Raw genomic sequence first — 26,016 nt, forward strand, 5'->3', positions numbered from 1 at the left:
TCAAGTTTCAAGTTACGTGCGAACCTGAAACTTGAAACTTGAAACTTTTTCTTTAATCTGCTATATTAGGGTTTAACCATTTCATTGCATAATCAGTTGGAACATTGCGTCGTTTGGCGTAATCGACCACCTGATCTTCTTTTATTTTTCCGAGTCCGAAATACCTGCTTTTTGGATTTCCGAAATAATATCCGGAAACCGATGAGGCTGGCCACATCGCCATGCTTTCCGTTAACGTAACTCCAATTTCTTCGGCTACATTTAAAAGTTTCCAAATCGTTGGTTTCTCCAGGTGATCCGGACAAGCCGGATATCCAGGAGCCGGACGAATTCCCTTATAAGTTTCTTTAATCAATTCTTCGTTTGTTAAAGATTCTTCTACATCATAACCCCAGAATTCTTTACGAACTTTCTCGTGAAGATATTCGGCGAAAGCCTCGGCAAAACGATCGGCCAATGCCTTAACCATAATGGAATTATAATCATCCAAATCTTTTTCAAATTCAGCTGCCCATTCGTCTACACCAAAACCGGTTGTCACACAAAAAGCTCCCATATAATCCTCTATTCCGCTCTCTTTTGGCAGAATAAAATCAGACAATGCAATATTCGGCGCGCCTTTTGTTTTTTGTGATTGCTGACGAAGCGTTAAGAATTTCTCCAAAACTTTTCCGTTTTCATCACGTAATTCGATATCGTCATCATCAACCTGATTTGCAGGAAAAATGCCGTAAATACCTTTTGCTTGTAGTTTTTTCTCAGCCAAAATTACTTTAAGCATCGCCTGAGCATCTGCAAAAAGAGAAGTTGCTTCTTTACCCACAACCTCATCCGTTAAAATCGCAGGATATTTTCCGTGCAATTCCCAAGTTTGAAAAAATGGCGTCCAGTCGATATACGGAACCAAAACATCCAGATCAACTTCAACTGTCTGTTTACCAATAAATTTTGGTTTTGTTGGAGTGTATTCGCTCCAGTCTAACTGCATTTTATTTTTACGCGCATCTTCAATGCTTAAGAAGTTTTTATCTCTCGAACGATTCAAAAACGTTTCTCTAAACGAATCGTATTCTGCACGAATATCGCTTGCATATATTTTACGGTTATGGTCTAATAGATTTCCTGCAACAGTCACAGCACGTGAAGCATCGTTTACGTGAATTACAGTTTCTCTATATTGTGGCGCAATTTTCACGGCAGTATGCGCACGCGAAGTGGTTGCTCCACCAATCATAATCGGAATTTTAATTCCTTGTTTGTCTAATTCTTTGGCTAAATAAACCATTTCGTCAAGCGAAGGTGTGATCAGTCCGCTTAAACCAATAATATCAACATTATGTTCAATCGCAGCCGCAATAATTTTTTCCGGAGGCACCATAACACCAAGATCTACAATCTCGTAATTGTTACAAGCCAAAACTACCGAAACGATATTTTTACCAATATCGTGAACATCGCCTTTTACGGTTGCCATCAAAATTTTTCCGTTTCCTTGTTTGTCTCCGGCTTGTTTGCTTGCTTCGATATAAGGCAATAAATAAGCCACCGCTTTTTTCATTACACGTGCCGATTTTACAACCTGAGGCAGGAACATTTTTCCGCTTCCGAATAAATCTCCAACGACATTCATTCCGGTCATCAAATTGATTTCGATAACTTCAATTGGTTTTGTAGCCGCTAATCTTGCTTCTTCAACATCTTCTTCAATAAAAGCATCAACTCCTTTTACTAATGAATGCGTAATTCTTTCCTGAACCGTTCCTAAACGCCATTCCTGAATCGCTTTTTCATCTGATTTTACTTCGCCTTTTACGTTTTCAGCAAAATCTAAAAGTCGTTCTGTCGCATCATCGCGTCTGTCTAAAATTACGTCTTCAACGTGTTCTAATAAGTCTTTCGGAATATCATCGTAAATCGTCAACATCTCCGGATTAACAATTCCCATCGTCATTCCGTTCTTGATCGCGTGGTATAAAAACACCGAGTGCATCGCTTCACGAACCGTGTCATTTCCTCTAAAAGAGAACGAAACGTTACTTACTCCACCACTGATATGCGCATGAGGCAAGTTATCTCGAACCCATTTCGTACCTCTAAAAAAGTCCAAAGCATTCAAGCGATGTTCTTCCATTCCGGTTGCAACGGGAAAAATATTTAAATCGAAAATGATATCCTGTGGAGGAAAACCCACTTTATTTACTAAAATATCATACGAACGCTGGCAAATTTCAACTCGTCGATCGTAATTATCGGCCTGACCTACTTCGTCAAAAGCCATAATAATAGCCGCAGCTCCGTAACGTTTAATTAATTTGGCGTGATGAATAAAGGCTTCTTCGCCTTCTTTCAACGAAATCGAGTTGACAACGCTTTTTCCTTGTACTACTTTTAAACCTGCTTCAATGATTTCCCATTTCGAACTGTCGATCATAATCGGCACTCTCGAAATATCCGGTTCTGATGCAATTAAATTCAGGAATTTTGTCATCGCCTGAACACCATCAAGCATTCCTTCATCCATATTAATATCGATGATCTGTGCTCCACCTTCTACTTGTTGTCTTGCAATATCAAGCGCCTCGTCATATTTCTCTTCCTTGATTAAGCGAAGGAATTTTCTTGAACCGGTTACATTCGTACGTTCCCCAACGTTTACAAAAACACTTTCGGGCGTAATAATCAACGGTTCTAATCCTGCTAATACAAGGTCTCTTCTTTTTTCTGCCATTTCTTTTTAAGTTACTAAGATCCTTAGATTCTAAGGTTCTGAGTTTTTTAATTCTTTGTTTTATTTTCCTACAAGGTTTCCAAAACCTTGTAGGTATATTCGTTTTTAATAATCTTATTTTGGGCGTGTCCCAAGGGCCGGGCTATCCGTTCCTAGTCCTCGCACTTCCTTCGTCAGGCTGTGGGCTATCCACTTCTATCCCTCACGCAAACTCGGTTTCATAACACGTTTACGCTATCAAATTTTTTCAATTGTAATTCTATTTCGCTAACACAGTACTCGAATCAACAGTATCTAATATCATTTCGCCTAATGATTCAAGTAATGACTTTATATTGTTTTTCGCCGAAACTTCATTCGCCAATCTTAATCTTTTCACACCTAAAGAAGCATCCGAAAAAGTTGCAATCCCAGATTGCGTTACACTTTTTGAAAACACTAACTTATCATTATGATACAATTTGTAATCGATAGTTGTTTTCACAGTAAAACTGAAACCAATTACAGGTTGATCAACCGAAACTAAATTAATTTCCAGTGTCCAATCGTGATCCGAGGCTGAAATCTTCGAAAAAACATTAGAACTTACTATTGATTTTTTAAAAGCCTCTTCAAAATTTTTATTCGAAATATTCGATTTCCAAAAAGGGCTTGTTTCCCTTCCTCCAGTTACAGCCTTTATAAAAACTTCATCACTAATTTGTGCTTTTGATTTATAGTCCGTTACGGTCATTCCTTCTACTGTTGATCCAGAAGCACATTTTACTAGTAACGTTGAAAGAAAAACTAACAACGCTAATTTTAATGATTTCATAATTAAAAAAAAATTAAAGCAAAACTCTCTTTGCAAACACTAACCAAGTATTTATATTAACTAGCTCTTATAATTTTAAAAACAATTAGTACTAATAGTACAGTTATATCCCCAAAAATTAACTTGATTTTGGACTTCTGCCAATTCAGAAGCATCACAACAGATAGAGTTAAGTTTAGGATTATTTCCAAAATAGTAATTGTTTAAATTACTTCCGTTTTTTAACACCATCGATTGTAAATTTGCCATATTATAAATATCTAAATAATCAAGTTGAGGGCAATAACGTGCATCAAAACTCGATAAAAGATTATTGGATATATCTAAATTTTTTAATGCTGTCAAACCATTTAAATCGATTGTGGTTAACTTATTATTGTAGCTTCTTATAAAATTCAACTTACTACAATTGCTTAATTTTAAATCTGATAAAACATTGCTTTCACAATAAATGTCCATTAAACTAATACAATTTGAAACATTCAAAGAGGTCATCTTATTATTTGAACACTGCAACGAACTTAAATTTTTTAAATTATTGGCATCCAAAGATGTCAATAAATTATACGATATATATAAGTAACTCAAATTTTTCAAATGTCCAATTGTCAAACTAGTCAATAAATTATATGAACCTCTTAAATCACTAATATTATTTGAGTTTTCAATATTGAAACTGCTAATTTTATTTGATTCAAAATACACAGTTTCAAGTGATGGCAATGAACTTAAATTTAAGGAGGTTAATTCATTTTGACTAACCTTAAGAAATTTTAAGTTCTTCAAACCTTGTACATTTATAGTAGTGATATTATTAAATTCACAATACACTGTATGTAGTTTTTTTAGACTTGAAGCATCTAAAACTTTAACCTTGTTATTTCTAAAAGATAAGTATTTAAGATTTCGAAAAGCAAGCAAGCCTTCCAATGAACTAATATTGGAATTGTCAACAGTCAGTTCACTAATGTTTTCGGCTTCACAAACTTGAATAATCCCATCATCATTAGCATCAATTTTAGTAACAAAACCTTCTAAATTGGACGCCACAACATTATTTAAGCTTGCAGTAGCAGATAATAATTTAGCTTTAAAGTTTGCATCTGGAATGTTTACTGTTTGTGTGCAATTTTTATCAGAATTGATGTTCTTAGAATCATCATCAGAATTGGAACAACCCAAAAAAATCAAACTTAAAGAAGTTAACAATCCAAAAAAGTAACTTTTAATATTCATAGTGTAATAGTTAGTATTTTATTTTTTCATTGTAATTTTAAGTGAAATAAATCCTAATTCTCCTAAATACCAACAAAAATCTAAAACAATCTTTTCTTGTTTATAATTTACATTCCCACGGAAGAAACTCTCGGCTTATAATCCTTTGCAACCTCAGCAATCAACCTAATATGATCCGGAGTTGTTCCGCAACAACCACCGATGATGTTGATTAAATTATCATCTAAATATTCTTTAATTAAAGCCTGAGTTTGTTCCGGAGTTTCATCATACTGTCCGAATGCATTTGGCAAACCTGCATTTGGGTGCGCCGAAACGTTGAACTGTGTATGCTGAGATAATGTTTTTAAATACGGTTTCAATAAATCGGCTCCAAGGGCGCAATTGAATCCTACACTTAATAACGGAATATGTGATACTGAAATAAGGAAAGCTTCAACGGTTTGTCCAGAAAGTGTTCTTCCTGAAGCATCGGTAATCGTTCCTGAAACCATGATTGGAATATCAAGATTACGTTCGTCTTTTACTTCTTCGATTGCGAAAAGTGCTGCTTTTGCATTTAAAGTATCGAAAATAGTTTCTACCAAAAGTAAATCACATCCGCCATCCATTAAAGCTTCCACTTGTTGTTTATATGCGATACGCAAATCATCAAATGTTACGGCTCTGTAACCCGGATCGTTTACGTCTGGAGACATACTTGCCGTTCTGTTTGTCGGTCCGATTGAACCGGCAACGAAACGTGGTTTCTCCGGATTTTTAGCGGTAAATTCATCGGCTACCTGACGGGCAATTTTAGCCGATTCGTAGTTTAATTCGTAAACCAAATCTTCCAGGAAATAGTCGGCCATACCGATCGTAGTTCCTGAAAAAGTATTGGTTTCCACAATGTCAGCACCCGCATCAAAATACGCAGCGTGAACATCGCGGATCGCTTGTGGTTGTGTTATGGATAGTAAATCGTTGTTTCCTTTTAACGGATGCGGAAAATCTTTGAAACGCTCTCCTCTGAAATCTTCTTCTGAGAAATTATAGCGTTGCAACATTGTTCCCATTGCTCCATCAAGGATTAGGATATTTTTTTTAATTGCTTCCTGAATTGTTATTGCCATTTCTTTTTTCTTTTAGTTTCTAAGGTGCTAAGGCACTAAGATGCTAAGTTTTTTATTCTATTATTTAAAACATATCTAACAGTTTTAGAAAACCTGTTAGGATACGCGTTTTGAGTCACATTGATTCCAAAAATTCACTATTGCCTGCTAATTAGCCCCGATTGAAGTGGAAATCCTTTTGCTTTTTTCTTTAAAAAGCAAAAGATTGTAACGAAAAGCGGGAACGATGTTGGCATAAATGCGCCAATAATTCGCTCATTAAACTGTGAATTCAGTAAAATAATATTGTAAGGTTGTCAGGAAAAGTTGAGGAAATACTTTATGTATTTGTGTTATCTATCTTTAATACTATGAATTAGTGTAAAGTAGAATTTAGCACCTTCTTTATGATAAAGGGTTGCTAAGGTTTCATCGGGTCTATCCCTCCGCCTTTCGTGATAACTTTCAATAAATTTAGGAACGGTGCAAAGGTATGAAATAGCCTTGCGATTTGCAAATGTTTTTTTGGAAGGTTCTGAGGGACTGAGTTGCTAAGGTTATAAGGTTTTTTTTAAAGGTGCTGAGACGCTAAGATAATAAGGTGCTAAGTTTGGCTTTTGTTTTTCAAATATAGCCCGCGGTTTCAACCACTGGGAACGTATTGTGATAATTCGTTTGTGTTGTGATCATGTATATTGATTATGCGTTGCGTTTATATGTTGCGGTAATACGATGTGTGTATGCATTGCGTTCCAGTGGTTGAAACCACTGGCTATGTTTTATATGCTTTATAAAAAAAAGCTCAAACTAAAAGTTTGAGCTTTTTATATAAAATCTTAGAGTCTTAGCGTCTCAGAATCTTAGTAACTTAGACTATCGCTTTCACAACTGCTTTTGGTGCTTCTTTTCGTGTTCCGTCAAAACCGTCTACTCCAGAAACTGTGGTATATTTCAATACGTATTTTTTACCTGGATTAATGATTTGGTACGCAGCCTGGCACATTAAAGTTGCTTCGTGGAAACCACAAAGAATCAATTTTAATTTTCCTGGGTACGTGTTTACGTCTCCAATGGCAAAGATTCCAGGAATATTGGTCTGGTAATCTAAGGCGTTGTTTACTTTAATTGCATTTTTCTCTATATCTAATCCCCAGTCTCCAATTGGACCTAATTTTGGTGTTAATCCAAAAAGCGGTATGAAATAGTCACATTCGATTTTACGGTGTGCACCGTTTTCTTCGATATCTAACGATTCAACGTGCTCAGCACCATTGATTCCGATTACTTCTGCTGGTGTAATTAATTTAATTTTTCCAGAGGTTTTTAATTCCTGTACTTTTTCTACAGAATCAAGAGCTCCTCTAAATTCATTTCTTCTGTGAATCAAAGTTACTTCTGAAGCTACATTCGCTAAGAAAATACTCCAGTCTAAAGCTGAATCTCCTCCTCCTGCAATAACAACTCTTTTATCTCGGAATTTCTCCGGATTTTTGATGAAGTATTTTACTCCTTTATCTTCGTAAAATTCGATATCTTCAATAAGTGGTTTGCGTGGCTCAAAACTTCCTAAACCTCCAGCGATAGCGATAACCGGTGCGTGAAATTTAGTTCCTTTATTTGATGTTACAATAAAACTTCCGTCTTCTTGTTTATCGATTGTTTCAGCTCTTTCTCCTAATGTATAACCTGGCTCAAACTGCTTTATTTGTTCTTGTAAGTTATCAATTAAATCTCCTGCTAAAACTTCCGGGAAACCAGGGATATCATAAATAGGCTTTTTGGGATACAATTCTGAAAGTTGTCCTCCTGCTTGTGGTAAAGCATCTAAAATATGACATTTTAATTTCAATAGTCCTGCCTCGAAAACGGCAAATAAACCTGTAGGGCCTGCTCCAATTATAAGTATATCTGTTTTAATCATTATGGTTGTTGTTTATAATCATTCTTAATAATACAAAGAAACGAATAATTTATTCTACTGCCAATGATTTTTATCATTGATTTCTTTGTCTAATTTTTCATCGGGTTAAAACCCGACGCTACAATATGAATCGTCCCTCCGGGACTTTTGTTATTCTTTGCTCTTTATTCTTTATTCTTTAATGAATTGGTTATTTCATTCATTCTTCTAACCTTTTCCTCAAAATCGCCTTTTAGGGTTTTTCTATATTCGTTTAGATTTTCTACCATTTGGTTGATGTCTTCCGGAATAACTTCTTCAAAAAATTCCCGCAATCTTTTGGCTGTTGTTGGCGATTTTCCGTTGGTCGAAATGGCGATTTTTACATTTCCTTTTGTCACGATTCCGCCTAAATAATAATCACATAAATCGGGCGTATCAGCGATATTGCAAATCAAATAGCGCTTTCGGGACAAATCGTATACTCTTTTGTTGACTTTTAAATCATCGGTACAAGCGATTACCATATGGCGTTTTTTGAGCATTTTCTTTTTGAACTTCGCTTCCGTCAATTTAATTGAGGGATGATTTTCTGCTAAAACTTTAATTTCTAAATGAAAGTCGGGCGCTACGACCTCAACATTTGCATTTGGACTTGACTTCAGCAAAAAAGAAAGCTTCTCTAATCCGACATTTCCTCCACCCACAATCAACACATTCAGATTGTGAAGCTTTAGGAATATTGGATATAATTCATTCTGTTCCATTTTAATTTATTTTCAACTAATCAAAATTAGATGATTTATTTTTAACAGCATTGGTTTTAAAATCCAATGTTATAACCATGTGTATACCAGATTGAAATTTGAACGTTTATTTGCCGGGCGTACATCGGGTTGAAACCCGACGCTACAATATTGTTCATCCCTCCGGGATTTTATTATGTCACGTGTTCACATTGTGTCCATCAGGTTGAAACCTGACGCTATGTTTCTCTTCGGAACTTTATCTTGTAATTTCTTTCGACAGAAATTCTTCGTAAAAGCCTTTTAATTTGTTACTTTCTCTGACAACTTCTCCGAGAACAATAATTGCTGGCGAACTCAGTTGCTTCTCTTTTACAATTTCTAAAATTGAATTTACTGTTCCAACTCCTACTTTTTCTTCTGAAGTTGTTCCGTTTTGAATGATCGCTACGGGCAAATCTCCTTTGTCTTCTTTTTGAAACAAATCGATAATTTGAGGCAATTTGTGCATTCCCATCAAAATTACAACTGTTGCTGATGACTGTGCGGCCAAAGCTACATCTGCAGATAATTTTCTATCAGAAGTTGTGCCTGTAATCGCCCAGAAACTTTCTGAAACGCCTCTTTTTGTAATTGAAATTCCCAGACTTGCCGGAACTGCTACTACTGAAGAAATTCCAGGAACGACGACAGTCTCGATTCCGAAGCTTTCAATAAATTCTATTTCTTCGCTTCCACGCCCAAAAATAAACGGATCCCCGCCTTTTAAACGAACCACATTTCCGTAAGTCAGCGCGTTATCAACAATTAATTGATTGATCTGATCTTGCGTATAAGCGTGATTCCCAATTTTCTTCCCAACAAAAATTCTAATTGCATTTTTGGGTGCGTAAGCTAGTATTTCTTCATTGGCCAATGCATCATGCAAAACCACATTCGCTTCAGCCAATGCTTTTGCGCCTTTCAGCGTAAGCAAATCCGGATCGCCGGGACCTGCACCGACTAAAGTTACTTTTGGTTTTATTGTATTAAGCATTTGCTAATTCTTGAGCTCTATATTTTTCAATGGTATCAAAAAATGCAATTCCTTCCTGAATGTATTGTTTTGCAAAAGCTTCTGAAGGCTCATTTTGATTGATTTGATACACTAGTTCTTTGAATGATGTTGCCAATTCGATTTTTCCTGTTACGATGAAAACGTTATCAAACAAATCAACAATTCCTGCGTGATTGTTTGTTTTTTCGTTTTCTGAAAGCAATAAAGCTTTAGCTCCATTTACAAATCCCGCGTAAGCGTGGTAAATAGCATCTGACCATTTTCCTTCGTCGAAAGATTCTTGCGCGAAAGTCAATTTATCTTTAGCTTCTAATAATAAAGTCGCCACTAAATCGATCACAACACCAGCACATTCTCCAACTCCAACTGCTTTTACGTAGTTATCAGCGTTACCCCAATCCACGAAATCAGCTTCTGTTAAATTGGTTACATCTGCGAAAGGTTTCAAAATTTCATAGAAATATTTTTCTCCTTTTTGATCGTAATAGTTTAGGAATTTTTCTCCATTTGCATTTTTGTCAAAATCATTTAAGATCGTACGCAATGCATCCGGACCTCTTCTACTTGGAATTTTGATTACTTTATCAGCAAAACGTCCTTCTCCGTTTCCTAATCTTCCTCCACCTAATAATACCTGCAAAGCCGGAGCTACTAATTTTCCAGAATTAATAGACATTCCCTGAAAACCAATTGCCGACATATTGTGTTGGCCACAAGCATTCATACAACCAGAAATTTTAATTTCGATTTCACGGTTATTTAAATACTGCGGATATTCAGCATTTATTACTCTTTCTAATTCTTCTGCAATACCGGTACTACTTGCAATCCCCAAGTTGCAAGTATCAGTACCAGGACATGCCGTAATATCTACAGTAGAATTATAACCCAAATGAACAAAATCTAATTTGGCTAATTCCTGATAAAAGAAAGGAAGATTCTCTTCTTTTACGTGACGTATTACAATATTTTGACGCAATGAAAAACGTAATTCATTTGCAGCGTAATTTTTAATTAAAGCGGCTAATAATCTGGCTTTATCAGTATAAAAATCTCCCAATAAAACTTTGATTCCAATCGCGTAATAACCGGCTTGTTTTTGAGCAATTACATTTGATTTTTTCCACGCTTCATAAGCTTTGGTATCTTCAATTGTAACTTGCGGAACCTCTAATAAAGGCTCTGCAATTGGTCCGTCAAAAGCGGTTGTATCAATTTCGTATGTTTCAAAAGCGATTGCTTTTTTCTCTTTTTCAACCAAATCAAGAAAAACATCTCTTCCCATTTCTTTGATTAAGAATTTCATACGCGCTTTCATTCTTTTTGCACGTTCTCCGTATCTGTCAAAAATACGGATGATTCCTTCTGCTGTCGGGATGATTTCGTTTGCCGGTACAAATTCTGAAAGTAATTCAGCATGTGCTGGCTGAGATCCTAAACCTCCACCAAACATGATTTTGAATCCACGTTGTCCGTCAACAATTTTTGGGATAAATCCTAAATCGTGTAAATAACTCAAAGCTGTATCTTCATCAGATGATGAGAACGAAATTTTGAATTTACGTCCCATTTCCTGACAAATCGGGTTTCTTAATAAATATTGAAATAAAGCATGTGCATAAGGCGTAACATCAAATGGTTCGTTTACATCTACACCTGCTAATTCGCTTCCGGTAATATTTCTAACAGTGTTTCCACAAGCTTCACGCAAGGTCACATCATCTTTAGCCAAATTTGCCCAAAGTTCCGGAGTTCTGTCTAAACTCACATAGTGAATCTGAATATCCTGACGCGTTGTAATGTGCAAACGTCCTGTAGAATATTCATCAGAAACTTTAGTAATACGTACCAATTGTTCGCTGGTTACTTTACCGTAAGGTAATTTAATACGAATCATTTGAACGCCTTCCTGGCGTTGTCCGTAAATTCCACGTGCTAAACGAAGACTACGAAAACGCTCATCATCAATTTTTCCTCCACGGAATAAATGAATCTTTTTTTCTAAATCGATAATCTCTTTCTGAACTATCGGATTTTCTATTTCTGTTCTAAAACTTTCCATTTCTCTTTAGTTGTTGGTTGTCAGTTGTTGGTTGTTGGTTTGCTGGCAGAATAACTATCAACTAAAAACCATCAACTATCAACTAGCGAATGAATCCTACTCCTGCTGTTGTGTTTGTTGCCGTATCAATTAAGATGAAGGCTCCGTTTGATTTATTATCGTTATAGGCATCAAAATATAAAGGCTTGCTTAATTTGATGGTTACTTCTCCAATTTCGTTGATCGCTAATTGAGATGCTTCTTTTGTTCCTGAATAATCTGTTGAAATTGTATTTTTGATACTTTCTACTTTTGCCAAAACTCTGTTGGTATTGTGCTGGATCAGGTATTTTGTTCCTGCAACCAATTTTTTACTGTCCATCCAACAAACCGTTGTATTGATTTCTTTTTCAATTTTTGGAAGCTCTGATGACTTTACAATCATATCGCCTCTTGTCACATTGATATCATTTTCTAATTCGATTGTGATAGATGAACCTGCAACGGCTTCATCAAATGTTTTATCGAAAAAATGTATTTTAGCAACTTTTGATTCGGTTAAAGAAGGAAGAACTGTGACAGCATCTCCAACTTTAATAGAGTTTCCGTATAATTTTCCAGCGTAACCTCTAAAATCATGGTATTCTTCTGTTTTCGGACGAATAACCGTTTGAACCGGGAAACGTGCTTTTCCTGCTTCAAAAACATCTGAAGAATGCAATCCTTCTAAATGCTCTAAAACCGTTTGTCCTGTGTACCAAGGCATATCTTTAGATTGATCCACTACGTTTCCACCGTTGATTGCGCTTAACGGAATGTAACTTACATTTTGTTCTTTGAAAGTACTTTTTGCATTTAATGCCTGAAAATCGGCTTTGATTTTATTGTAAACTTCTTCAGAATAATCAACTAAATCCATTTTATTAATCGCAACAATTACCTCTTTTACTCTCAATAAATTATTGATAAAAAAGTGACGGTACGTTTGCTCTATTACTCCTTTTCTGGCATCAATTAAAATAATAGAAACCTGAGAAGTCGAAGCTCCTGTCACCATGTTTCTGGTATATTCTACGTGCCCCGGAGTATCGGCAATAATGTAACTTTTCTTTGCAGTCGAAAAATAAATGTGCGCTACGTCAATTGTAATTCCTTGTTCTCTCTCTGCTACTAATCCGTCAGTTGCCAAAGAAAAATCAAGATAATCGTACCCTTTTTGTTTACTGCTTTTTTCGATTGCTTCAATTTTATCTGTAGTCAATGATTTTGTATCGTACAATAATCTTCCAATTAAAGTACTTTTTCCGTCATCTACACTTCCTGCTGTTGCTATTTTTAAAACTTCCATTCTTAGTATTTTGTTTCAGGTTTAAATTTTGTTTCAAGTTTGCTTCGCCTGTTCGAGCAAAGCTCTCGAGTCAGGTTTTGAAAAACTTTGTCTAAAAATTTAAATCTGTATGTTTTTTGTTTTTCTGATTTTGACTTTAATTACGTTCCGAATTGCATTCATAATTCACAATTCATAACTCATAATTATTAAAAATATCCTTGTTGCTTTCTCTTTTCCATTGCAGCTTCAGAACGTTTGTCGTCGATTCTAGCTCCTCTTTCAGAAATAGTTGAAGTTCTGATTTCTCCAACAACTTCCTGGATTGTTGCTGCGTAAGATTCAACAGCGGCTGTACAACTCATATCTCCAACGGTTCTGAAGCGAACAATTCGTTCTTCGATTTGTTCGTCTTCTTCCTGATACACAAAAGGAGAATGCGACCAGATTAAACCGTCTCTCAAAAAAACTTTTCTTTTATGTGAAAAATAAATTGACGGAATCTCAATGTGTTCTTTTTCGATATAACTCCAAACATCTAATTCTGTCCAGTTTGAAATTGGGAAAACACGAACGTTTTGACCATTTTCTATTTTTCCATTCAAAATATCAAACAATTCCGGACGTTGGTTTTTTTCATCCCACTGACCAAAATCGTCACGCACTGAAAAAATACGTTCTTTCGCTCTTGCTTTTTCTTCATCACGACGTGCTCCACCAATACAAGCATCAAACTTAAATTCTTCAATTGCATCTAAAAGTGTTGTTGTCTGTAAGCTGTTTCTACTAGAATATTTTCCAGTTTCTTCCACCACTTTTCCCTCATCAATAGCATCCTGAACATTACGAACGATCAACTCTAAACCTAATTCTTCAACCAATTTATCTCTGAAAGCAATTGTTTCAGGGAAATTATGTCCCGTATCAACGTGCAATAGAGGAAACGGAATCTTTGCCGGGAAAAATGCTTTTTGAGCCAAACGCACTAATGTTATAGAATCTTTTCCTCCAGAAAAAAGTAAAACAGGTTTATCAAACTGTGAAATTACTTCTCTGAAAATGTATATTGCTTCACTCTCTAAAGCGTTTGTTTTTAATACTGAACTCATTGTGTTTTTTTGTTTCAAGTTTCAAATTTCAGGTTTCAAGTTTGTGGTGACTCTAAAATTCTCAACTATTGTTTTATTCTAATTTCTATATTCTTTTTCGGATCCCATCGGGTTAAAACCCGACGCTACAATAGGAAACGTTCCTCCTCTCCATCGGGTTGAAACCCGACGCTACAATATGGAATGTTCCTCCGGAACTCTAAATCAAAATCTTAATTCTTGATTCTTTGCTCTTTATTCTATGCTCTTTGTTCTATTTTCTTTATTCTATTCTCTTTACTCTTTCTTAGCGCTGTGCAATCCGCATTCTTTGTGGCTTGATTCCCACCACCATCTTCCGGCTCTGATATCTTCTCCCGGAAAAATGGCTCTTGTACATGGTGCGCATCCTATACTTACGAAACCTTGTTTGTGTAAGGCATTTTGAGGAACATTGTTTTCTGATAAATAGGTTTCAACTTCCTCTAAAGACCATTTTAATAAGGGATTAAATTTGATGATTTCAAAACCTCCGTCGTATTCAAATAAATTCAAATCTTGTCTATTTTCCGATTGCTCTGCTCTTAAACCTGTGATCCAAACTGAGTTTCCTGCCAAAGCTTTTCTTAACGGAACCACCTTTCGGATGAAACAACATTCTTTTCTATTCTCAACCGAATCATAAAAACTATTCGGCCCTTTTTCTTTTAGTAAATTTTCTACCGCTGTTGCTTCCGGAAAATAAACCTCAATTGGTCTTTTATACTTTTTTAATGTCTTATGAAAAACATCATAAGTTTCCTGAAACAATCTTCCGGTATCCAGAGTAAAAACAGTAATATCAGTATTGCTTTTTGCAATGAAATCTGTAATTACCTGATCCTCCTGACCGAATGAAGTCGAAAAAATCACTTTTCCCGGGTATTCTTTAGCTAAAAAAACTAAAGTTTCGTCAAGCGAAAAATCTTTTGTTTTATCTAATAAATCTTGTACAATAATCGCACTCATAATCTTTCTTCCTTTCTAAAATTATTTCTACAATAATTTAGATAATGTTTTTAAACTCAATAATATAATTAGAACTCCAACTGCAATCATCATTGGTTTTCTTTTGATTTTATTTACTAAATAAGCTCCTAATGGTGCTGAAATTACACCTCCTAAAATCAAACCAAAAATAACCTGCCAACCATGAATTCCTCCAAAAAGCATAAATGTTATACCACTTGCAAATGAAATTGCAAACTCAGCTGCATTTACAGAACCTATAGTATATCTCGGATTTCTTCCTCTTCCTAATAATGTTGAGGTTACAATTGGCCCCCAACCGCCACCGCCAACCGCATCCATAAAACCTCCAAAAGTGGCTAAATAACCCAGTTTAGTAGTTTTCTTTTTAACAATTGATTTTGCAAGTGCTTTTCTAATAATTATACCTGCCAAAACAATCATATAAACGGCAATGAATGGCTTTATAATATCTCCGTTAATCACATCTGACAATAAATACGCGCCTGTAATAGAACCTAAAACACCCGGAATTAATAAATGCTTTACCAGTTTTTTATTAATATTCCCGAATTTGTGATGTGAAATTGCCGATGCTCCTGTTGTAAACATTTCTGCAACGTGAACTCCTGTACTGCTAACAACAGGTGGAACTCCGTATGCCAGCAAAAACGAAGTACAAGTTGCTCCATAACCCATTCCTAATGTGCCATCTACTAATTGAGCAAAAACACCGATCGCAAAAAACACCAAAAACTCCTGATTAAAACCCCCAATAAATCCGCTCCATGAAAACTCAGTGTAGTGATTAAAAATTAAGGTAGCTAACAAGCCTACCAATAAAACCAAAGGCACTACCACCCATAATTTTTCTTTTATTGATGCATCTGACCTAACATCGTAACTATTGATCTTCAATTCTTTTTCCATACTCTCAGGACTGGCTTTTGATGCAAAATCTATTACCCTATCGGGTTAATAGATTACTATGCAAAATTAATACTTATTTCTAAATATCAAAACATTATTTAATTTTTTTACAGCACTAATTCTCTTTACATTAAGTAAGCGTTGTTTTTTTTTAGTTTTATAAATTCGCTTCCAAAATTAAAATCATAAATTACTGTCTTACAACAAAATAAACTTGTAATGACATTTGTTTACAAATATAGCACTTTAAAGTCTACCATATCTATAGGATAATTATAAAATTGTTATTATTTTTACGCCAAACTTTTTTTATGGATTTTCAGATTGGTCTTGTAATTGCGGGGTTAGCAGTTGGTTTTATTGTAGGTTTAACAGGTGTTGGAGGGGGCTCTTTAATGACCCCGATTTTATTATTTTTTAATATTCCGCCAACAACTGCAGTGGGTACAGATTTGCTTTATGCTGCTTTTACGAAAGCTGGAGGGATATTTGTTCATCATAAAAAAGGAAATATAAACTGGAAAATTACAGGATGGCTTACATTAGGCAGTGTTCCTGCTGCTTTATTGACTTTATGGATATTAAACAGCATCAAGACAGATATTGATACCATTAATCATGTTATAAAGTATAGTTTAGGTTGGGCATTATTATTTACATCTGTTGCCATTATATTTAAAAAGAAGCTTTTGAAATTTTCTCAAAAGCATGCTGGAGACAAATTTCATTACGAAAGCACCACACAAAATATGCTAACTATTGCAATCGGTATATTACTTGGCGCAACTGTAACAGTAACATCCATTGGCGCAGGTGCGCTGGGAACAGTAACTTTATTTTTTCTTTATCCTCTATTACCGTTGCCTCGCTTAGTTGGAACTGAAATTGCTCATGCTGTTCCATTAACGCTTGTTGCAGGAATTGGACATGCTTCTATGGGAAATCTAGACGTAGGATTACTTGGACAACTGTTAATGGGATCACTTCCTGGAATATATATGGGAAGTATGCTGAGCGGAAAAGTTCCGGATCAATTTCTTAGAAATGCGATAGCAGTAATGTTATTCTTTACAGGATATAAATTGATTTTTTAAATAAAATCATCACTATAAAAAAAGACCATTTCTAATTTGGAAATGGTCTTTTTTATTTCTTAAAATGCAATATCTGCCAAAGAATTGCTTTCTAATATTTTAAGTGTATTATCTCTAACTTCTGTCATTAATCTTCGGGCAGCGCAAGTAGACTCGTCATCACAGTCGTCACATCTTTCGTAAAAATTATGACTCGCACAAGGCAATAATGCAATTGGTCCTTCAAGAATTCGATAGACTTTTGCCATACTAATATCTTTGGGATCTTTGATTAAATAATAACCACCGCCTTTTCCTTTTTTTGCTCCCAGAAAACCTGAATTTCTAAGCAATAATAAAATACTTTCTAAAAATTTAATGGAAATATGTTCGTTTTTCGCTATTTCGGCAATTTGAACAGGATCATTATTTTCTCGTCTGGCCAAATAAGTCAACGCTTTTATTCCGTATTTTGTTTTTTTTGAAAGCATTTTTAAATTTTAAATTGCAAAATAGTTGTTCCGAATTTAATGTCTCGAAACGATACATTTTATTTCTGCAACAAAAATAGGCTTTTTAAATGAGAATATTAACAGAATAGAAATTATATTCTACCTGTTCTATCAGATTACTTCGTTAATCCCAATTAAATTGAATTCATGAAATGATTTTATTTCTTCAACAAGTGCTTTCTTATTTACAACATAAGTATCAGAAATAGAATCGTGCCATCCTCTAGTTCCAAAGCATGAAAATATTTCAAACGGTATAAAACGGCATAAAGTTCTTCTCAAAATTGTTACGAAATCTGTTTTTTCACCATATTCATTAACCACGATTGTTCCTGTAATAAATTTACCTAAAGATCTTCCAAATATTCCTTCAGTAATTAAAAAATAAAAAAAGTAAATCAGCATTATTACTATATTCCATCCCCAATCTCCTAAGCTGTCCATCCAGAGGCTAAAACCTGTCAAACCAAATAAACCTATAAGAACTCCAGCTAAAATGCAGATTCCCATAAATAATAGAACTACAAATATGCCATCTAAAATAAAATTAAAAAAACGGATTCCAACAGGAGCCAGCAGTCTGTCATCAAGAATGTAACCTGAATTACTCATATAGAAATTGGTAGTTTTATAATTTATTAGTTTTTTTTAGTTCCTAACAAAAATATATTTTTTATGCAAATTACACCAAAAAGAATGACGATTTTTAACAGTAATAAATTTACAGTCAAAAATCGTCATTATTTAAAGTAGAAATCTAAAATTATTTATTCAAGAGCTTGCTTCAAGTCAGCAATTACATCAGCAACGGTTTCCAAACCTACAGAAACACGAACTAAACCTTGTGTAATTCCAACAGCTAATTGATCTTCTTCAGATAATTTACTGTGCGTTGTAGAAGCCGGATGCGTTACAATAGTTTTTACGTCTCCAATATTTGCCGAAAGCGAACACAGTTTAATTTTATCCAAAAATTTTCTTCCTGCTTCAAGACCGCCTTTAATTTCAATAGCAATAATATTACCGCCTAAAAGCATTTGTTTTTTAGCAATCTCATATTTTGGGTGTGATTTTAAAAAAGGATATTTCACACTGTTTACATTTGGGTGACTTTCTAAAAACTCAGCCACTTTTAAAGCATTTTCACAATGTTTGTCAACACGCACAGCCAAAGTTTCTAAACTTTTAGACAAAACCCAAGCATTAAAAGCTGACATTGCCGGTCCGGTATTTCTTGAAAACAAATAAATTTTACGAATCAACTCAGCATCTCCAACGGCAACTCCACCCAAAACACGACCTTGTCCATCGATTAATTTTGTTGCTGAATGGACTACAATATGAGCTCCATATTTGATAGGCTGTTGAATGTATGGAGTTGCAAAACAGTTATCAATTATTAAAATCAAATTGTGTTTTTTGGCAATTTGGCCTAACAATTCCAAATCAATTACATCTACACCTGGATTTGTAGGCGTTTCTGCATATAAAATCTTTGTATTTGGTTTTATAAAACTTTCAATAGTTTCTGGTTTATTGATATCAAAATAAGAAGTTTCAATTTTCCATTTTGGGAAATATGTCATGAACAATGCATGAGTTGATCCAAAAACGCTTCCAGCAGAAACAATGTGATCTCCTGATTCTAACAATGCGGCAAACGTCGAGTATATCGCAGCCATTCCTGTTGCAAATGCATAACCAGCTTCGGCACCTTCCATTGCACAAACTTTGTCTACAAATTCTGTTGTATTTGGATTGCTAAAACGAGAGTAAATATTACGGACTTTTTCTTCCGTGAAAGAAGCTCTCATATCCTCAGCATCTTCAAATACAAAACTTGATGATAAATACAAAGGAGTTGAATGTTCCTGAAATTGTGTTTTTTCTAAATGTGTACGGATGGCTTGAGTTTCAAAACCAAATTCTTGTTCGTTCATTATTTTTTGTTTTTTTTTGTTTCAGGTTTCAAGTTTCAGGTTTATACGATGTGTAAAACAATGATTTGAAACGTAAACAAGTGAGTCTTTTTAGCCAATCTAAAAATTATCTAATTCTCTAATTGACTCATTTTCTAATTTATAGTATTTCGTTGTTCAATACAACTTTGTATTTAATAGTGGCAGTTGGCTCAACAGTTTTAGCAACTGAACAGTACTTCTCGAAAGAAAGCTGTGCAGCGCGCTGTGCTTTTTCAGGATTGATATCGCCTTCTAAATAAAAAACTACATCAATTTCTTTAAAAGGTTTTGCTTCTTCGATTTGCACTCGTGTTCCTTCAACCTCAGCATTAAAAGATGTGATTTCCTGACGCTGTTTTTTCAAAATCGAAATCATATCAATCGCACTGCAACCGGCAACGCCCATTAATACTAGCTCCATTGGGCTTGCGCCTAAATCGCTTCCGCCAAATTCAGCTCTGCTGTCAACGTCAACTACATGTCCGCGTTCATTTTTTACTTTAAAATGAAATGCGTCGTTTACTCTGTTTAAGGTTACTTTCATTTTTTTTGTTTTTTGTTTTTGTTTATTGTCATTGCGAGGAACGAAGCAACCTCACTAACAATTACACAAAGCTTGATTTTGCAAATGTGATTGCTTCGTTCCTCGCAATGACAAACTAGACTTTTTACCCTTTATCAGATAATCTCAGAATATCTCCAAAAACGCCTCTCGCTGTAACTGCAGAACCTGCACCGGCTCCCTGAATAACAATTGGACGATCTCCGTAAGATTCTGTATAAATTTCGAAGAAAGAATCTGAACCTTTTAATCCGCCTAAAGCAGTGTCTGAAGGAACAGAAACTAATTTTACTTCTAAATTCCCTTTATCATTTTGTAAATCACCAGACAATTCACCAATGTATCTTAATACATGATTTGGTTTTTGATCGGCTTTTATTTTCTCGTAAATCGGGTCGAATTCTTTTAATTTCGTTAAGAAATCAGACACATTTCCTTCACGTAAATGTTCCGGAATAAGATTCTGAATTGAGATTTCTTCAAACTCATTTTGTAAATCTAATTCTCTTGCCAAGATCAATAATTTTCTTCCCACATCATTTCCGCATAAATCCTCACGCGGATCTGGTTCTGTATATCCGTTATCAATTGCTTCCTTCAGAATTTCGCTGAACGGAGCATCTTTAGCAGAGAAATTATTAAATAAATAACTCAATGTTCCTGAGAAAACTCCTTTTATTTTTGTGATGTTTTCACCTGAAAGATGCAGTAATTTAATGGTGTCAATTAATGGCAAACCTGCTCCAACATTGGTTTCGTATAAATAATTCTTTTGATTTTCGGCCAAAGCTTTTCTCAATTCTTTATAAAAACCATACGTCAGCGTATTGGCTACTTTATTCGAAGAAATCAAATCAAAACTGCTTTCAACAAGCGGAATATAGTTTTCTACAAATGTTGTACTTGCCGTGTTATCAATCGCAATTAAATTCTCTAAATGATGCTCATTTGCATACGCAATAATATCATTGATTGAATATTCTTCACCTTTTGTCTGAATATCATTTTTCCAGCTTGAAGTTACGCCATTTCTATTTAATAACAGTTTTTTAGAATTTGCAATTGCAAAAACATTCAGCTTAACATCTTTACGTTTTTCAATCGCTGCAGCTGATTCTAAAATTTGATTAATTAAAGTTCCACCAACTAATCCATGACCGAAAATCGCAATGTTGATTTTTTTAGAAACCCCAAAAATCTCTCCGTGAATTACATTTAAGGCTTTGTTCAGTTCTTCTTTTTTAACAACTAAACTCACGTTTTTACCCGTAACCGTGTTGTTGAATAAAATTGGAACTATTTTGTTTTTGATTAATGCAGTATATGGCTTGTGGAAAGTACTCAAATCCTGACCAATAATCGAAATTACCGAAACATTATCGGTTACTGTAATTTGGTTTACATCTTTAGAATAGAAATCATTTTCGAATTCTTTTTCTAATTCAACCATTGCAAGCGTCGCTTTATCTTTAGCAACAACTAATCCAATTCCTCTTTCAGAAGAACCTTGCGAAATGATACTGACGCTAATGTTGTGATCGCCCATTACTTTAAAAATACGAGCATCAACTCCAGCTTTTCCAAGCAACCCGCGACCTTCAAGATTTACCAAAGAAACGTTTTCTAAAACAGAAAGTGTTTTGATCCCTTCTTTAGCAGAATCTGAAGTGATTAAAGTACCGCGATTTTCATGATTGAATGTATTTAAAATACGAAGTGGAATATTTTTTTCCAACAAAGGAATAATCGTTTTAGCATGCAGAATTGTTGCGCCAAAATTGGCCAATTCATTCGCTTCATTAAACGACAAATATTCAATTTTTTTAGCATCGGCAACTAAATCTGGATTTGCTGTGTAAATTCCGTCAACGTGTGTGAAATTTTGAAGCTCCTCAGCATTTAAATAATTTGCAATCAGCGAAGCCGTATAATTGCTTCCGTTGCGTCCTAAAGTTGTCGTGTCGTTGTTATTATTTGAACCAATGAAACCTGTAACAATATTTACAGTTTCACCATTATGAAGTTTGAAATAATTGATAACGTTTTTCTTTGAAAGTTGTTCCAAAGGCTGAGCGTCACCAAATTTTGAATCTGTTTTAAGCAATTCTCTGGTATCAACAAAGTTTGCCGGGATACCCTTTTCAATTAAAATAGCTGTCAATAATTTAGCCGAAAGCAATTCTCCTTTCGATAAAATCTGATCTTTGATTTTATTGCTGTAATCACCAATCAAGCTTACGCCTTCAAAAAGTTTATCCAGAATATTGAATTCTTCTGACAAATCAACCTGACCGTAATCTGAAGTCTGATAAGCTTTAAAACTCTCCAAAAGCGGTTTGTAATTCCCGTTTTTAGCAGCAATTCTTAAAATATCTTCTAATTCATCTGTTGCATTTCCTCTTGCAGAAACGACTACGGCAATTTGCTCGCCTTGATTTACTTTATCAGAAATGATTGAAACGACTTTATTTAGTCCTTCTCCGTTTGATAATGATTTACCTCCAAATTTTAATACTTTCATTTTTATTTTGCTATTATTTCTGCCTTAAAAATATCGGCAAGTAAAAGATCTAATTGTTTGTACTCTATTAAAAAAGCGTCGTGTCCGTGAACCGAATCTATTTCGCTGTAGGAAACATTTTCTTTAAACTTTTTTAATTCATTATAAGTTTCCAGATTTTCTTTTGGTGTAAAAAACAAATCTGAGTTGATTGCTACGATATGAATCGATGCGTTTGATTTTGATATTAATGCCTCGAAATCCTCACTATTTCTGGTAATATCTATAGTTTTAAGCAGTTGATTCATCAATTTATAAGATGCCAATTGAAAACGCTGCTGTAATTTTTTTCCGTGATGCGCCAGCCAGCTTTCAATATTAAAAATCAAAAGATCCTGATTTATAGTTCGCTGAAATTTTTCTTTGAACGATTCTGGCGAACGATAACAAAGCATGGCATGGATTCTGGCATCTTCGATTGGTTTTGAAGAATTATTCAGAATCTGTTCCTGTAAATAGCAATTTGCAATCATCCAATCGGTCGATTTCCAGTCGGTTGCAATCGGAATCAAATGTTCTGTAATATTTGGTTCCAATGCTAGAATTTCCCACGCAATTCCGCCTCCAACAGAACCTCCAATTATAGCATATACTTGTTCGATATGAAGCGCTTCTAAACCTTTGATAAAAATTCTTGCAATATCTCTGGCGGTAAAATCCTGATAATTTTCAATTACAAATGAATCGTTCCCGTTGCCTGGCACATTAAATGCCAAAACAGTGAATTTATGGGTGTCAATTGTTTTTCCGTCGCCAATTAAATCATTCCACCATCCGTTTTCGCCAGTCACTTGCGCATTTCCTGTCAAAGCATGATTTACCAAAACAATTGGCGCTGTATGCAAAGGCAAACCAAAAAGCGTGAAACTTAACGGTAATGATGAAAATATCGCACCACTCTCAGTGATGAAATCTTGAATTATAATGGGATTGGGTATATTTTCCAATTTCAAATCTTTTTATTTATGATTTGTATGTGGAAATATTAGAAAGAAAGTCTAGAGTTTGAAACTAGAAAAATTCTTGTTGTTATCTTTCCACGTTTGGGCGTGGTAGAATGCAGCACCTTCTTCGAATTAACGAAGGGTTGCTAAGGATTCATCGGGTCTAATCCCTCCTCCTTTCTTTATAACATTTCAATACGTTTTTGAACTTAACGGTGCAAATTAACTACTAATTTCTTAAACTAACAAATTTTATCGAAACTGATTCCTCAATTTCTTAAACATTATCTAAAGCAAGTCGAAAGTTTAAAAGTCATAAAGTCGAAAGAATTAGTGTCAATTTATAAGACAATCTCTTCGTTTATTGTTTAAAAACTATTATACGCAAAAATTTACCGAACACAATGCCCAGTAAAATTAAGCGGGTTTTACCCTATTTTATGCTGCTTTTTGATTTAGATAAAAAGCGTTTCATTCTCTTTTGAATACATTAAGAACAATAAAGAATTTGGATCTTTTTTTACCTCTTTTTTATCTGTCTCAGTTATTCCAAATCTTGGATGAACTAATTCATTTGTTGGTGGAGGCGGATTGTTTCTTTTAGCTCTTATGCTTTTCAATGTCAAAAATGTTTTTGATAAGTAGTTTAATGTGCTCATGATATTTAAGTTTAAGTTAGTTTGCGTTTTATAATCTTTACTATTTCTTTAATTCTTTGTTATGCTATTCAAATGGAATAAAAAAACCCTTTCGGATTTTAATACCAAAAGGGTTTAAGTTTTTATAGAACTTATATATACTTTTAGTATCAACAGACGCGTACACAAATACGTGCGACGTTAAACATCTTGTTCATCTGTAGGGATTTATTCATTTGTTGTTTGACTTTTATTTGAAAAAAATTCTGCATTTAATTTTCTTTAATAAGCTTTTTGATTTGATTAGCTCCAAAAAGCGATTGTTTATTTTAACAATTAAGCATCTCTTTTTAACAGATCTTACTTGTCTTACAAATTTGCGATATTTTTTTTAATTTTCCAAGTTATAAAAGCTTAATTATTCCTAAAAAACGTTAAAAAACAGCTTTTTACCGTTAAAAAACATCTTACAAAATTAATATTTTGAATTAAAGAAGTTTTATCTTACAAAAATTTAGCTAACTTTTCTGTTTCAATCTGTCAAAGAACTATTTTTTTCTACTATTTAAAAACCACTTAAAGCCAGACAGCTTCTTTGTTTTTGATTTTTTCGGCTACTTTTAAAATATCGGTTATAATTCCTCGCGAAATTGCCTGTTTGCATGGTGATGCTCCTTGTATAACAATAGGAACATCGGCATAAGACTTTGTGTAGATTTCAAAAATGGCATCAGATCCTTTTAACTGCCCAATTGCAGATGTTGCAGGTTCTGAAACTAGCTTGACTTCCAAAGTATTTTTCTCAACATCAAATTCACCCACATATCGCAGGACATGATCTTCTGCCTGAGTAATTTTTGCAATCTTGTATGATTTATCAATTGCCTCCTTATTTAAGATGCCATTTTTCTCCAAATGTTCTTCTCTTATAATAGGATTGATTTTTATATCAGACAATTCAAATTCCTTTCCAATTTCTCGAGTTAAAATCAATAGTTTTTTAGCAGTATCGTTTCCTGACAAATCTTCTTTAAACGTAGAACGCATTAATCCAAGGAGGCTGGCATCTTTTAGAATTGATGCAAAAGAATTTTCTTCGGCTGAAAACCGATTAAAAACATAACTCAGATGATCTGAAAAAACACCTCTAATCTTCGTGATTTTTTCGCCAGAATAATATAAATCTCTCAAAGTCTGCAAAACCGGAAATCCTGTATCAACCGAGGTTTCATACAAGAATTCTTTATCGTATTTCTTAAGATTCTCTCTTAATTGTTTATATAATTCGATTGGGAGCGTATTGGCTTTTTTATTGACTGCCACAATATTAAATCCGTTTTCGATCAAAGTATTATAATGACTAATTAGTTCGTCACTTGCTGTCGCATCAACGGCAATCAAGTTTTCAAATTCATTTTCTTTTGCAAATTCTATAATATCTTCAACCCTGAAAGGAACAGCCAATTCTCTAAAATTGGTTTCCCACGCATATCCAACGCCTTCTTTCTCAAAAAAAGCAACAGTTGAATTGGTAATTATTGGAAAATGAAAATCGACATTTTTACTCTGCAGAAAAAATTCCTGACTTTCGATAATCTGATTGATTAAAGTGCTTCCGATATTTCCAATCCCGAAAAGAATAATATTTATTTTAAGCTTTGACATAATTTTAATTTTTAAAACACATCTAATTTTATTGAACTATATAAGTTTAAGCATCTCGTGTTCCGAGTTAGACGCACAGCAGTGCGTCTCTACATATATTGTGAATTTTTTAATCATAAAAAATCACCTCTAGCG

The 26,016-nt window shown here is 34.4% G+C and carries 21 protein-coding genes and 2 riboswitches; of the genes, 1 reads left to right on the forward strand and 20 read right to left on the reverse strand.

Features of this window, described 5'->3' with window-relative positions; translation table 11 throughout:
- Window positions 1–52 precede the first annotated feature (52 nt).
- The 12 genes from metH to EV145_RS00475 all read right to left on the reverse strand — a co-directional run bounded on the left by metH (window position 53) and on the right by EV145_RS00475 (window position 15,966).
- On the reverse strand, window positions 53–2,728 hold the full coding sequence (gene metH, locus EV145_RS00420; RefSeq protein WP_133523279.1) for a methionine synthase: 2,676 nt from the start codon (window positions 2,726–2,728) through the stop codon (window positions 53–55).
- A gap of 259 nt (window positions 2,729–2,987) precedes the next feature.
- Entirely contained in the window at window positions 2,988–3,542 is a 555-nt protein-coding gene (locus tag EV145_RS00425) for a hypothetical protein (RefSeq protein ID WP_133523280.1), read from the reverse strand.
- A 75-nt stretch (window positions 3,543–3,617) separates the two neighbouring features.
- Window positions 3,618–4,778 carry a leucine-rich repeat domain-containing protein gene (locus tag EV145_RS00430; RefSeq protein WP_133523281.1) on the reverse strand — a complete coding sequence of 387 codons (1,161 nt, stop codon included), beginning with the start codon at window positions 4,776–4,778 and terminating at the stop codon, window positions 3,618–3,620.
- 107 nt (window positions 4,779–4,885) lie between these two features.
- Entirely contained in the window at window positions 4,886–5,890 is a 1,005-nt protein-coding gene (locus EV145_RS00435; RefSeq protein ID WP_133523282.1) for a homocysteine S-methyltransferase family protein, read from the reverse strand.
- A gap of 329 nt (window positions 5,891–6,219) precedes the next feature.
- Window positions 6,220–6,334: riboswitch (SAM riboswitch) on the reverse strand.
- Between the two features lie 403 nt (window positions 6,335–6,737).
- Entirely contained in the window at window positions 6,738–7,790 is a 1,053-nt protein-coding gene (locus tag EV145_RS00440) for an NAD(P)/FAD-dependent oxidoreductase (RefSeq protein WP_133523283.1), read from the reverse strand.
- A gap of 164 nt (window positions 7,791–7,954) precedes the next feature.
- Complete coding sequence (locus EV145_RS00445) at window positions 7,955–8,536, reverse strand: bifunctional precorrin-2 dehydrogenase/sirohydrochlorin ferrochelatase (RefSeq protein WP_133523284.1); 582 nt, start codon at window positions 8,534–8,536, stop codon at window positions 7,955–7,957.
- A 238-nt stretch (window positions 8,537–8,774) separates the two neighbouring features.
- Complete coding sequence (gene cobA, locus EV145_RS00450; RefSeq protein WP_133523285.1) at window positions 8,775–9,551, reverse strand: uroporphyrinogen-III C-methyltransferase; 777 nt, start codon at window positions 9,549–9,551, stop codon at window positions 8,775–8,777.
- Window positions 9,544–11,634, reverse strand: a complete 2,091-nt coding sequence (locus EV145_RS00455) for a HEPN domain-containing protein (RefSeq protein ID WP_133523286.1) — start codon at window positions 11,632–11,634, stop codon at window positions 9,544–9,546. Before EV145_RS00455 ends, cobA begins: the two co-directional genes overlap by 8 nt.
- Before the next feature lie 82 nt (window positions 11,635–11,716).
- Window positions 11,717–12,961, reverse strand: coding sequence for a sulfate adenylyltransferase subunit 1 (locus tag EV145_RS00460; RefSeq protein ID WP_133523287.1), 1,245 nt, complete (start codon window positions 12,959–12,961; stop codon window positions 11,717–11,719).
- A 188-nt stretch (window positions 12,962–13,149) separates the two neighbouring features.
- Window positions 13,150–14,049: a sulfate adenylyltransferase subunit CysD gene (gene cysD / locus EV145_RS00465; RefSeq protein WP_026983843.1), complete on the reverse strand. Its 900-nt coding sequence runs from the start codon at window positions 14,047–14,049 to the stop codon at window positions 13,150–13,152.
- A 276-nt stretch (window positions 14,050–14,325) separates the two neighbouring features.
- Window positions 14,326–15,036 carry a phosphoadenylyl-sulfate reductase gene (locus EV145_RS00470; protein WP_133523288.1) on the reverse strand — a complete coding sequence of 237 codons (711 nt, stop codon included), beginning with the start codon at window positions 15,034–15,036 and terminating at the stop codon, window positions 14,326–14,328.
- Between the two features lie 27 nt (window positions 15,037–15,063).
- On the reverse strand, window positions 15,064–15,966 hold the full coding sequence (locus EV145_RS00475; RefSeq protein WP_133523289.1) for a sulfite exporter TauE/SafE family protein: 903 nt from the start codon (window positions 15,964–15,966) through the stop codon (window positions 15,064–15,066).
- Window positions 15,967–16,277: 311 nt separating this feature from the next.
- Between EV145_RS00475 and EV145_RS00480 the strand changes: the two genes are divergently transcribed.
- Window positions 16,278–17,060, forward strand: coding sequence for a sulfite exporter TauE/SafE family protein (locus tag EV145_RS00480; protein WP_133523290.1), 783 nt, complete (start codon window positions 16,278–16,280; stop codon window positions 17,058–17,060).
- Window positions 17,061–17,119: 59 nt separating this feature from the next.
- Here the strand turns inward: EV145_RS00480 and EV145_RS00485 are convergent, their stop codons facing one another.
- The 8 genes from EV145_RS00485 to EV145_RS00520 form a co-directional block, all read right to left on the reverse strand.
- The gene (locus EV145_RS00485; RefSeq protein ID WP_035645602.1) at window positions 17,120–17,530 is read right to left on the reverse strand and encodes an RrF2 family transcriptional regulator; all 411 of its coding nucleotides are present in this window, start codon (window positions 17,528–17,530) and stop codon (window positions 17,120–17,122) included.
- A 132-nt stretch (window positions 17,531–17,662) separates the two neighbouring features.
- A complete protein-coding gene (locus EV145_RS00490; RefSeq protein WP_133523291.1) occupies window positions 17,663–18,163 on the reverse strand; it encodes an RDD family protein in 501 nt (166 codons plus the stop codon).
- A gap of 155 nt (window positions 18,164–18,318) precedes the next feature.
- Window positions 18,319–19,491 (reverse strand): trans-sulfuration enzyme family protein, encoded by a 1,173-nt coding sequence (locus EV145_RS00495; protein ID WP_133523292.1) that lies wholly within the window; start codon window positions 19,489–19,491, stop codon window positions 18,319–18,321.
- Window positions 19,492–19,630: 139 nt separating this feature from the next.
- Window positions 19,631–20,056, reverse strand: a complete 426-nt coding sequence (locus EV145_RS00500; RefSeq protein ID WP_133523293.1) for an OsmC family protein — start codon at window positions 20,054–20,056, stop codon at window positions 19,631–19,633.
- Between the two features lie 124 nt (window positions 20,057–20,180).
- Window positions 20,181–22,595: a bifunctional aspartate kinase/homoserine dehydrogenase I gene (gene thrA, locus EV145_RS00505; protein ID WP_133523294.1), complete on the reverse strand. Its 2,415-nt coding sequence runs from the start codon at window positions 22,593–22,595 to the stop codon at window positions 20,181–20,183.
- A 2-nt stretch (window positions 22,596–22,597) separates the two neighbouring features.
- Window positions 22,598–23,581: an alpha/beta fold hydrolase gene (locus tag EV145_RS00510; RefSeq protein WP_243739180.1), complete on the reverse strand. Its 984-nt coding sequence runs from the start codon at window positions 23,579–23,581 to the stop codon at window positions 22,598–22,600.
- A gap of 79 nt (window positions 23,582–23,660) precedes the next feature.
- A riboswitch (SAM riboswitch) is annotated at window positions 23,661–23,769 on the reverse strand.
- A gap of 264 nt (window positions 23,770–24,033) precedes the next feature.
- Window positions 24,034–24,237: a hypothetical protein gene (locus EV145_RS00515; protein WP_133523296.1), complete on the reverse strand. Its 204-nt coding sequence runs from the start codon at window positions 24,235–24,237 to the stop codon at window positions 24,034–24,036.
- A gap of 555 nt (window positions 24,238–24,792) precedes the next feature.
- Window positions 24,793–25,881: an aspartate kinase gene (locus EV145_RS00520; protein ID WP_133523297.1), complete on the reverse strand. Its 1,089-nt coding sequence runs from the start codon at window positions 25,879–25,881 to the stop codon at window positions 24,793–24,795.
- Window positions 25,882–26,016 lie beyond the last annotated feature (135 nt).

The organism is Flavobacterium sp. 245, assembly GCF_004362055.1.
In the GTDB taxonomy this organism is placed as follows: Bacteria; Bacteroidota; Bacteroidia; order Flavobacteriales; family Flavobacteriaceae; genus Flavobacterium.

Coding starts and splice junctions, on each gene's coding strand:
- metH (WP_133523279.1), bottom strand. CDS start 2,728: ATGGCAGAAAAAAGAAGAGACCTTGTATTAGCAGGATTAGAACCGTTG.
- EV145_RS00425 (WP_133523280.1), bottom strand. CDS start 3,542: ATGAAATCATTAAAATTAGCGTTGTTAGTTTTTCTTTCAACGTTACTA.
- EV145_RS00430 (WP_133523281.1), bottom strand. CDS start 4,778: ATGAATATTAAAAGTTACTTTTTTGGATTGTTAACTTCTTTAAGTTTG.
- EV145_RS00435 (WP_133523282.1), bottom strand. CDS start 5,890: ATGGCAATAACAATTCAGGAAGCAATTAAAAAAAATATCCTAATCCTT.
- EV145_RS00440 (WP_133523283.1), bottom strand. CDS start 7,790: ATGATTAAAACAGATATACTTATAATTGGAGCAGGCCCTACAGGTTTA.
- EV145_RS00445 (WP_133523284.1), bottom strand. CDS start 8,536: ATGGAACAGAATGAATTATATCCAATATTCCTAAAGCTTCACAATCTG.
- cobA (WP_133523285.1), bottom strand. CDS start 9,551: ATGCTTAATACAATAAAACCAAAAGTAACTTTAGTCGGTGCAGGTCCC.
- EV145_RS00455 (WP_133523286.1), bottom strand. CDS start 11,634: ATGGAAAGTTTTAGAACAGAAATAGAAAATCCGATAGTTCAGAAAGAG.
- EV145_RS00460 (WP_133523287.1), bottom strand. CDS start 12,961: ATGGAAGTTTTAAAAATAGCAACAGCAGGAAGTGTAGATGACGGAAAA.
- cysD (WP_026983843.1), bottom strand. CDS start 14,049: ATGAGTTCAGTATTAAAAACAAACGCTTTAGAGAGTGAAGCAATATAC.
- EV145_RS00470 (WP_133523288.1), bottom strand. CDS start 15,036: ATGAGTGCGATTATTGTACAAGATTTATTAGATAAAACAAAAGATTTT.
- EV145_RS00475 (WP_133523289.1), bottom strand. CDS start 15,966: ATGGAAAAAGAATTGAAGATCAATAGTTACGATGTTAGGTCAGATGCA.
- EV145_RS00480 (WP_133523290.1), top strand. CDS start 16,278: ATGGATTTTCAGATTGGTCTTGTAATTGCGGGGTTAGCAGTTGGTTTT.
- EV145_RS00485 (WP_035645602.1), bottom strand. CDS start 17,530: ATGCTTTCAAAAAAAACAAAATACGGAATAAAAGCGTTGACTTATTTG.
- EV145_RS00490 (WP_133523291.1), bottom strand. CDS start 18,163: ATGAGTAATTCAGGTTACATTCTTGATGACAGACTGCTGGCTCCTGTT.
- EV145_RS00495 (WP_133523292.1), bottom strand. CDS start 19,491: ATGAACGAACAAGAATTTGGTTTTGAAACTCAAGCCATCCGTACACAT.
- EV145_RS00500 (WP_133523293.1), bottom strand. CDS start 20,056: ATGAAAGTAACCTTAAACAGAGTAAACGACGCATTTCATTTTAAAGTA.
- thrA (WP_133523294.1), bottom strand. CDS start 22,595: ATGAAAGTATTAAAATTTGGAGGTAAATCATTATCAAACGGAGAAGGA.
- EV145_RS00515 (WP_133523296.1), bottom strand. CDS start 24,237: ATGAGCACATTAAACTACTTATCAAAAACATTTTTGACATTGAAAAGC.
- EV145_RS00520 (WP_133523297.1), bottom strand. CDS start 25,881: ATGTCAAAGCTTAAAATAAATATTATTCTTTTCGGGATTGGAAATATC.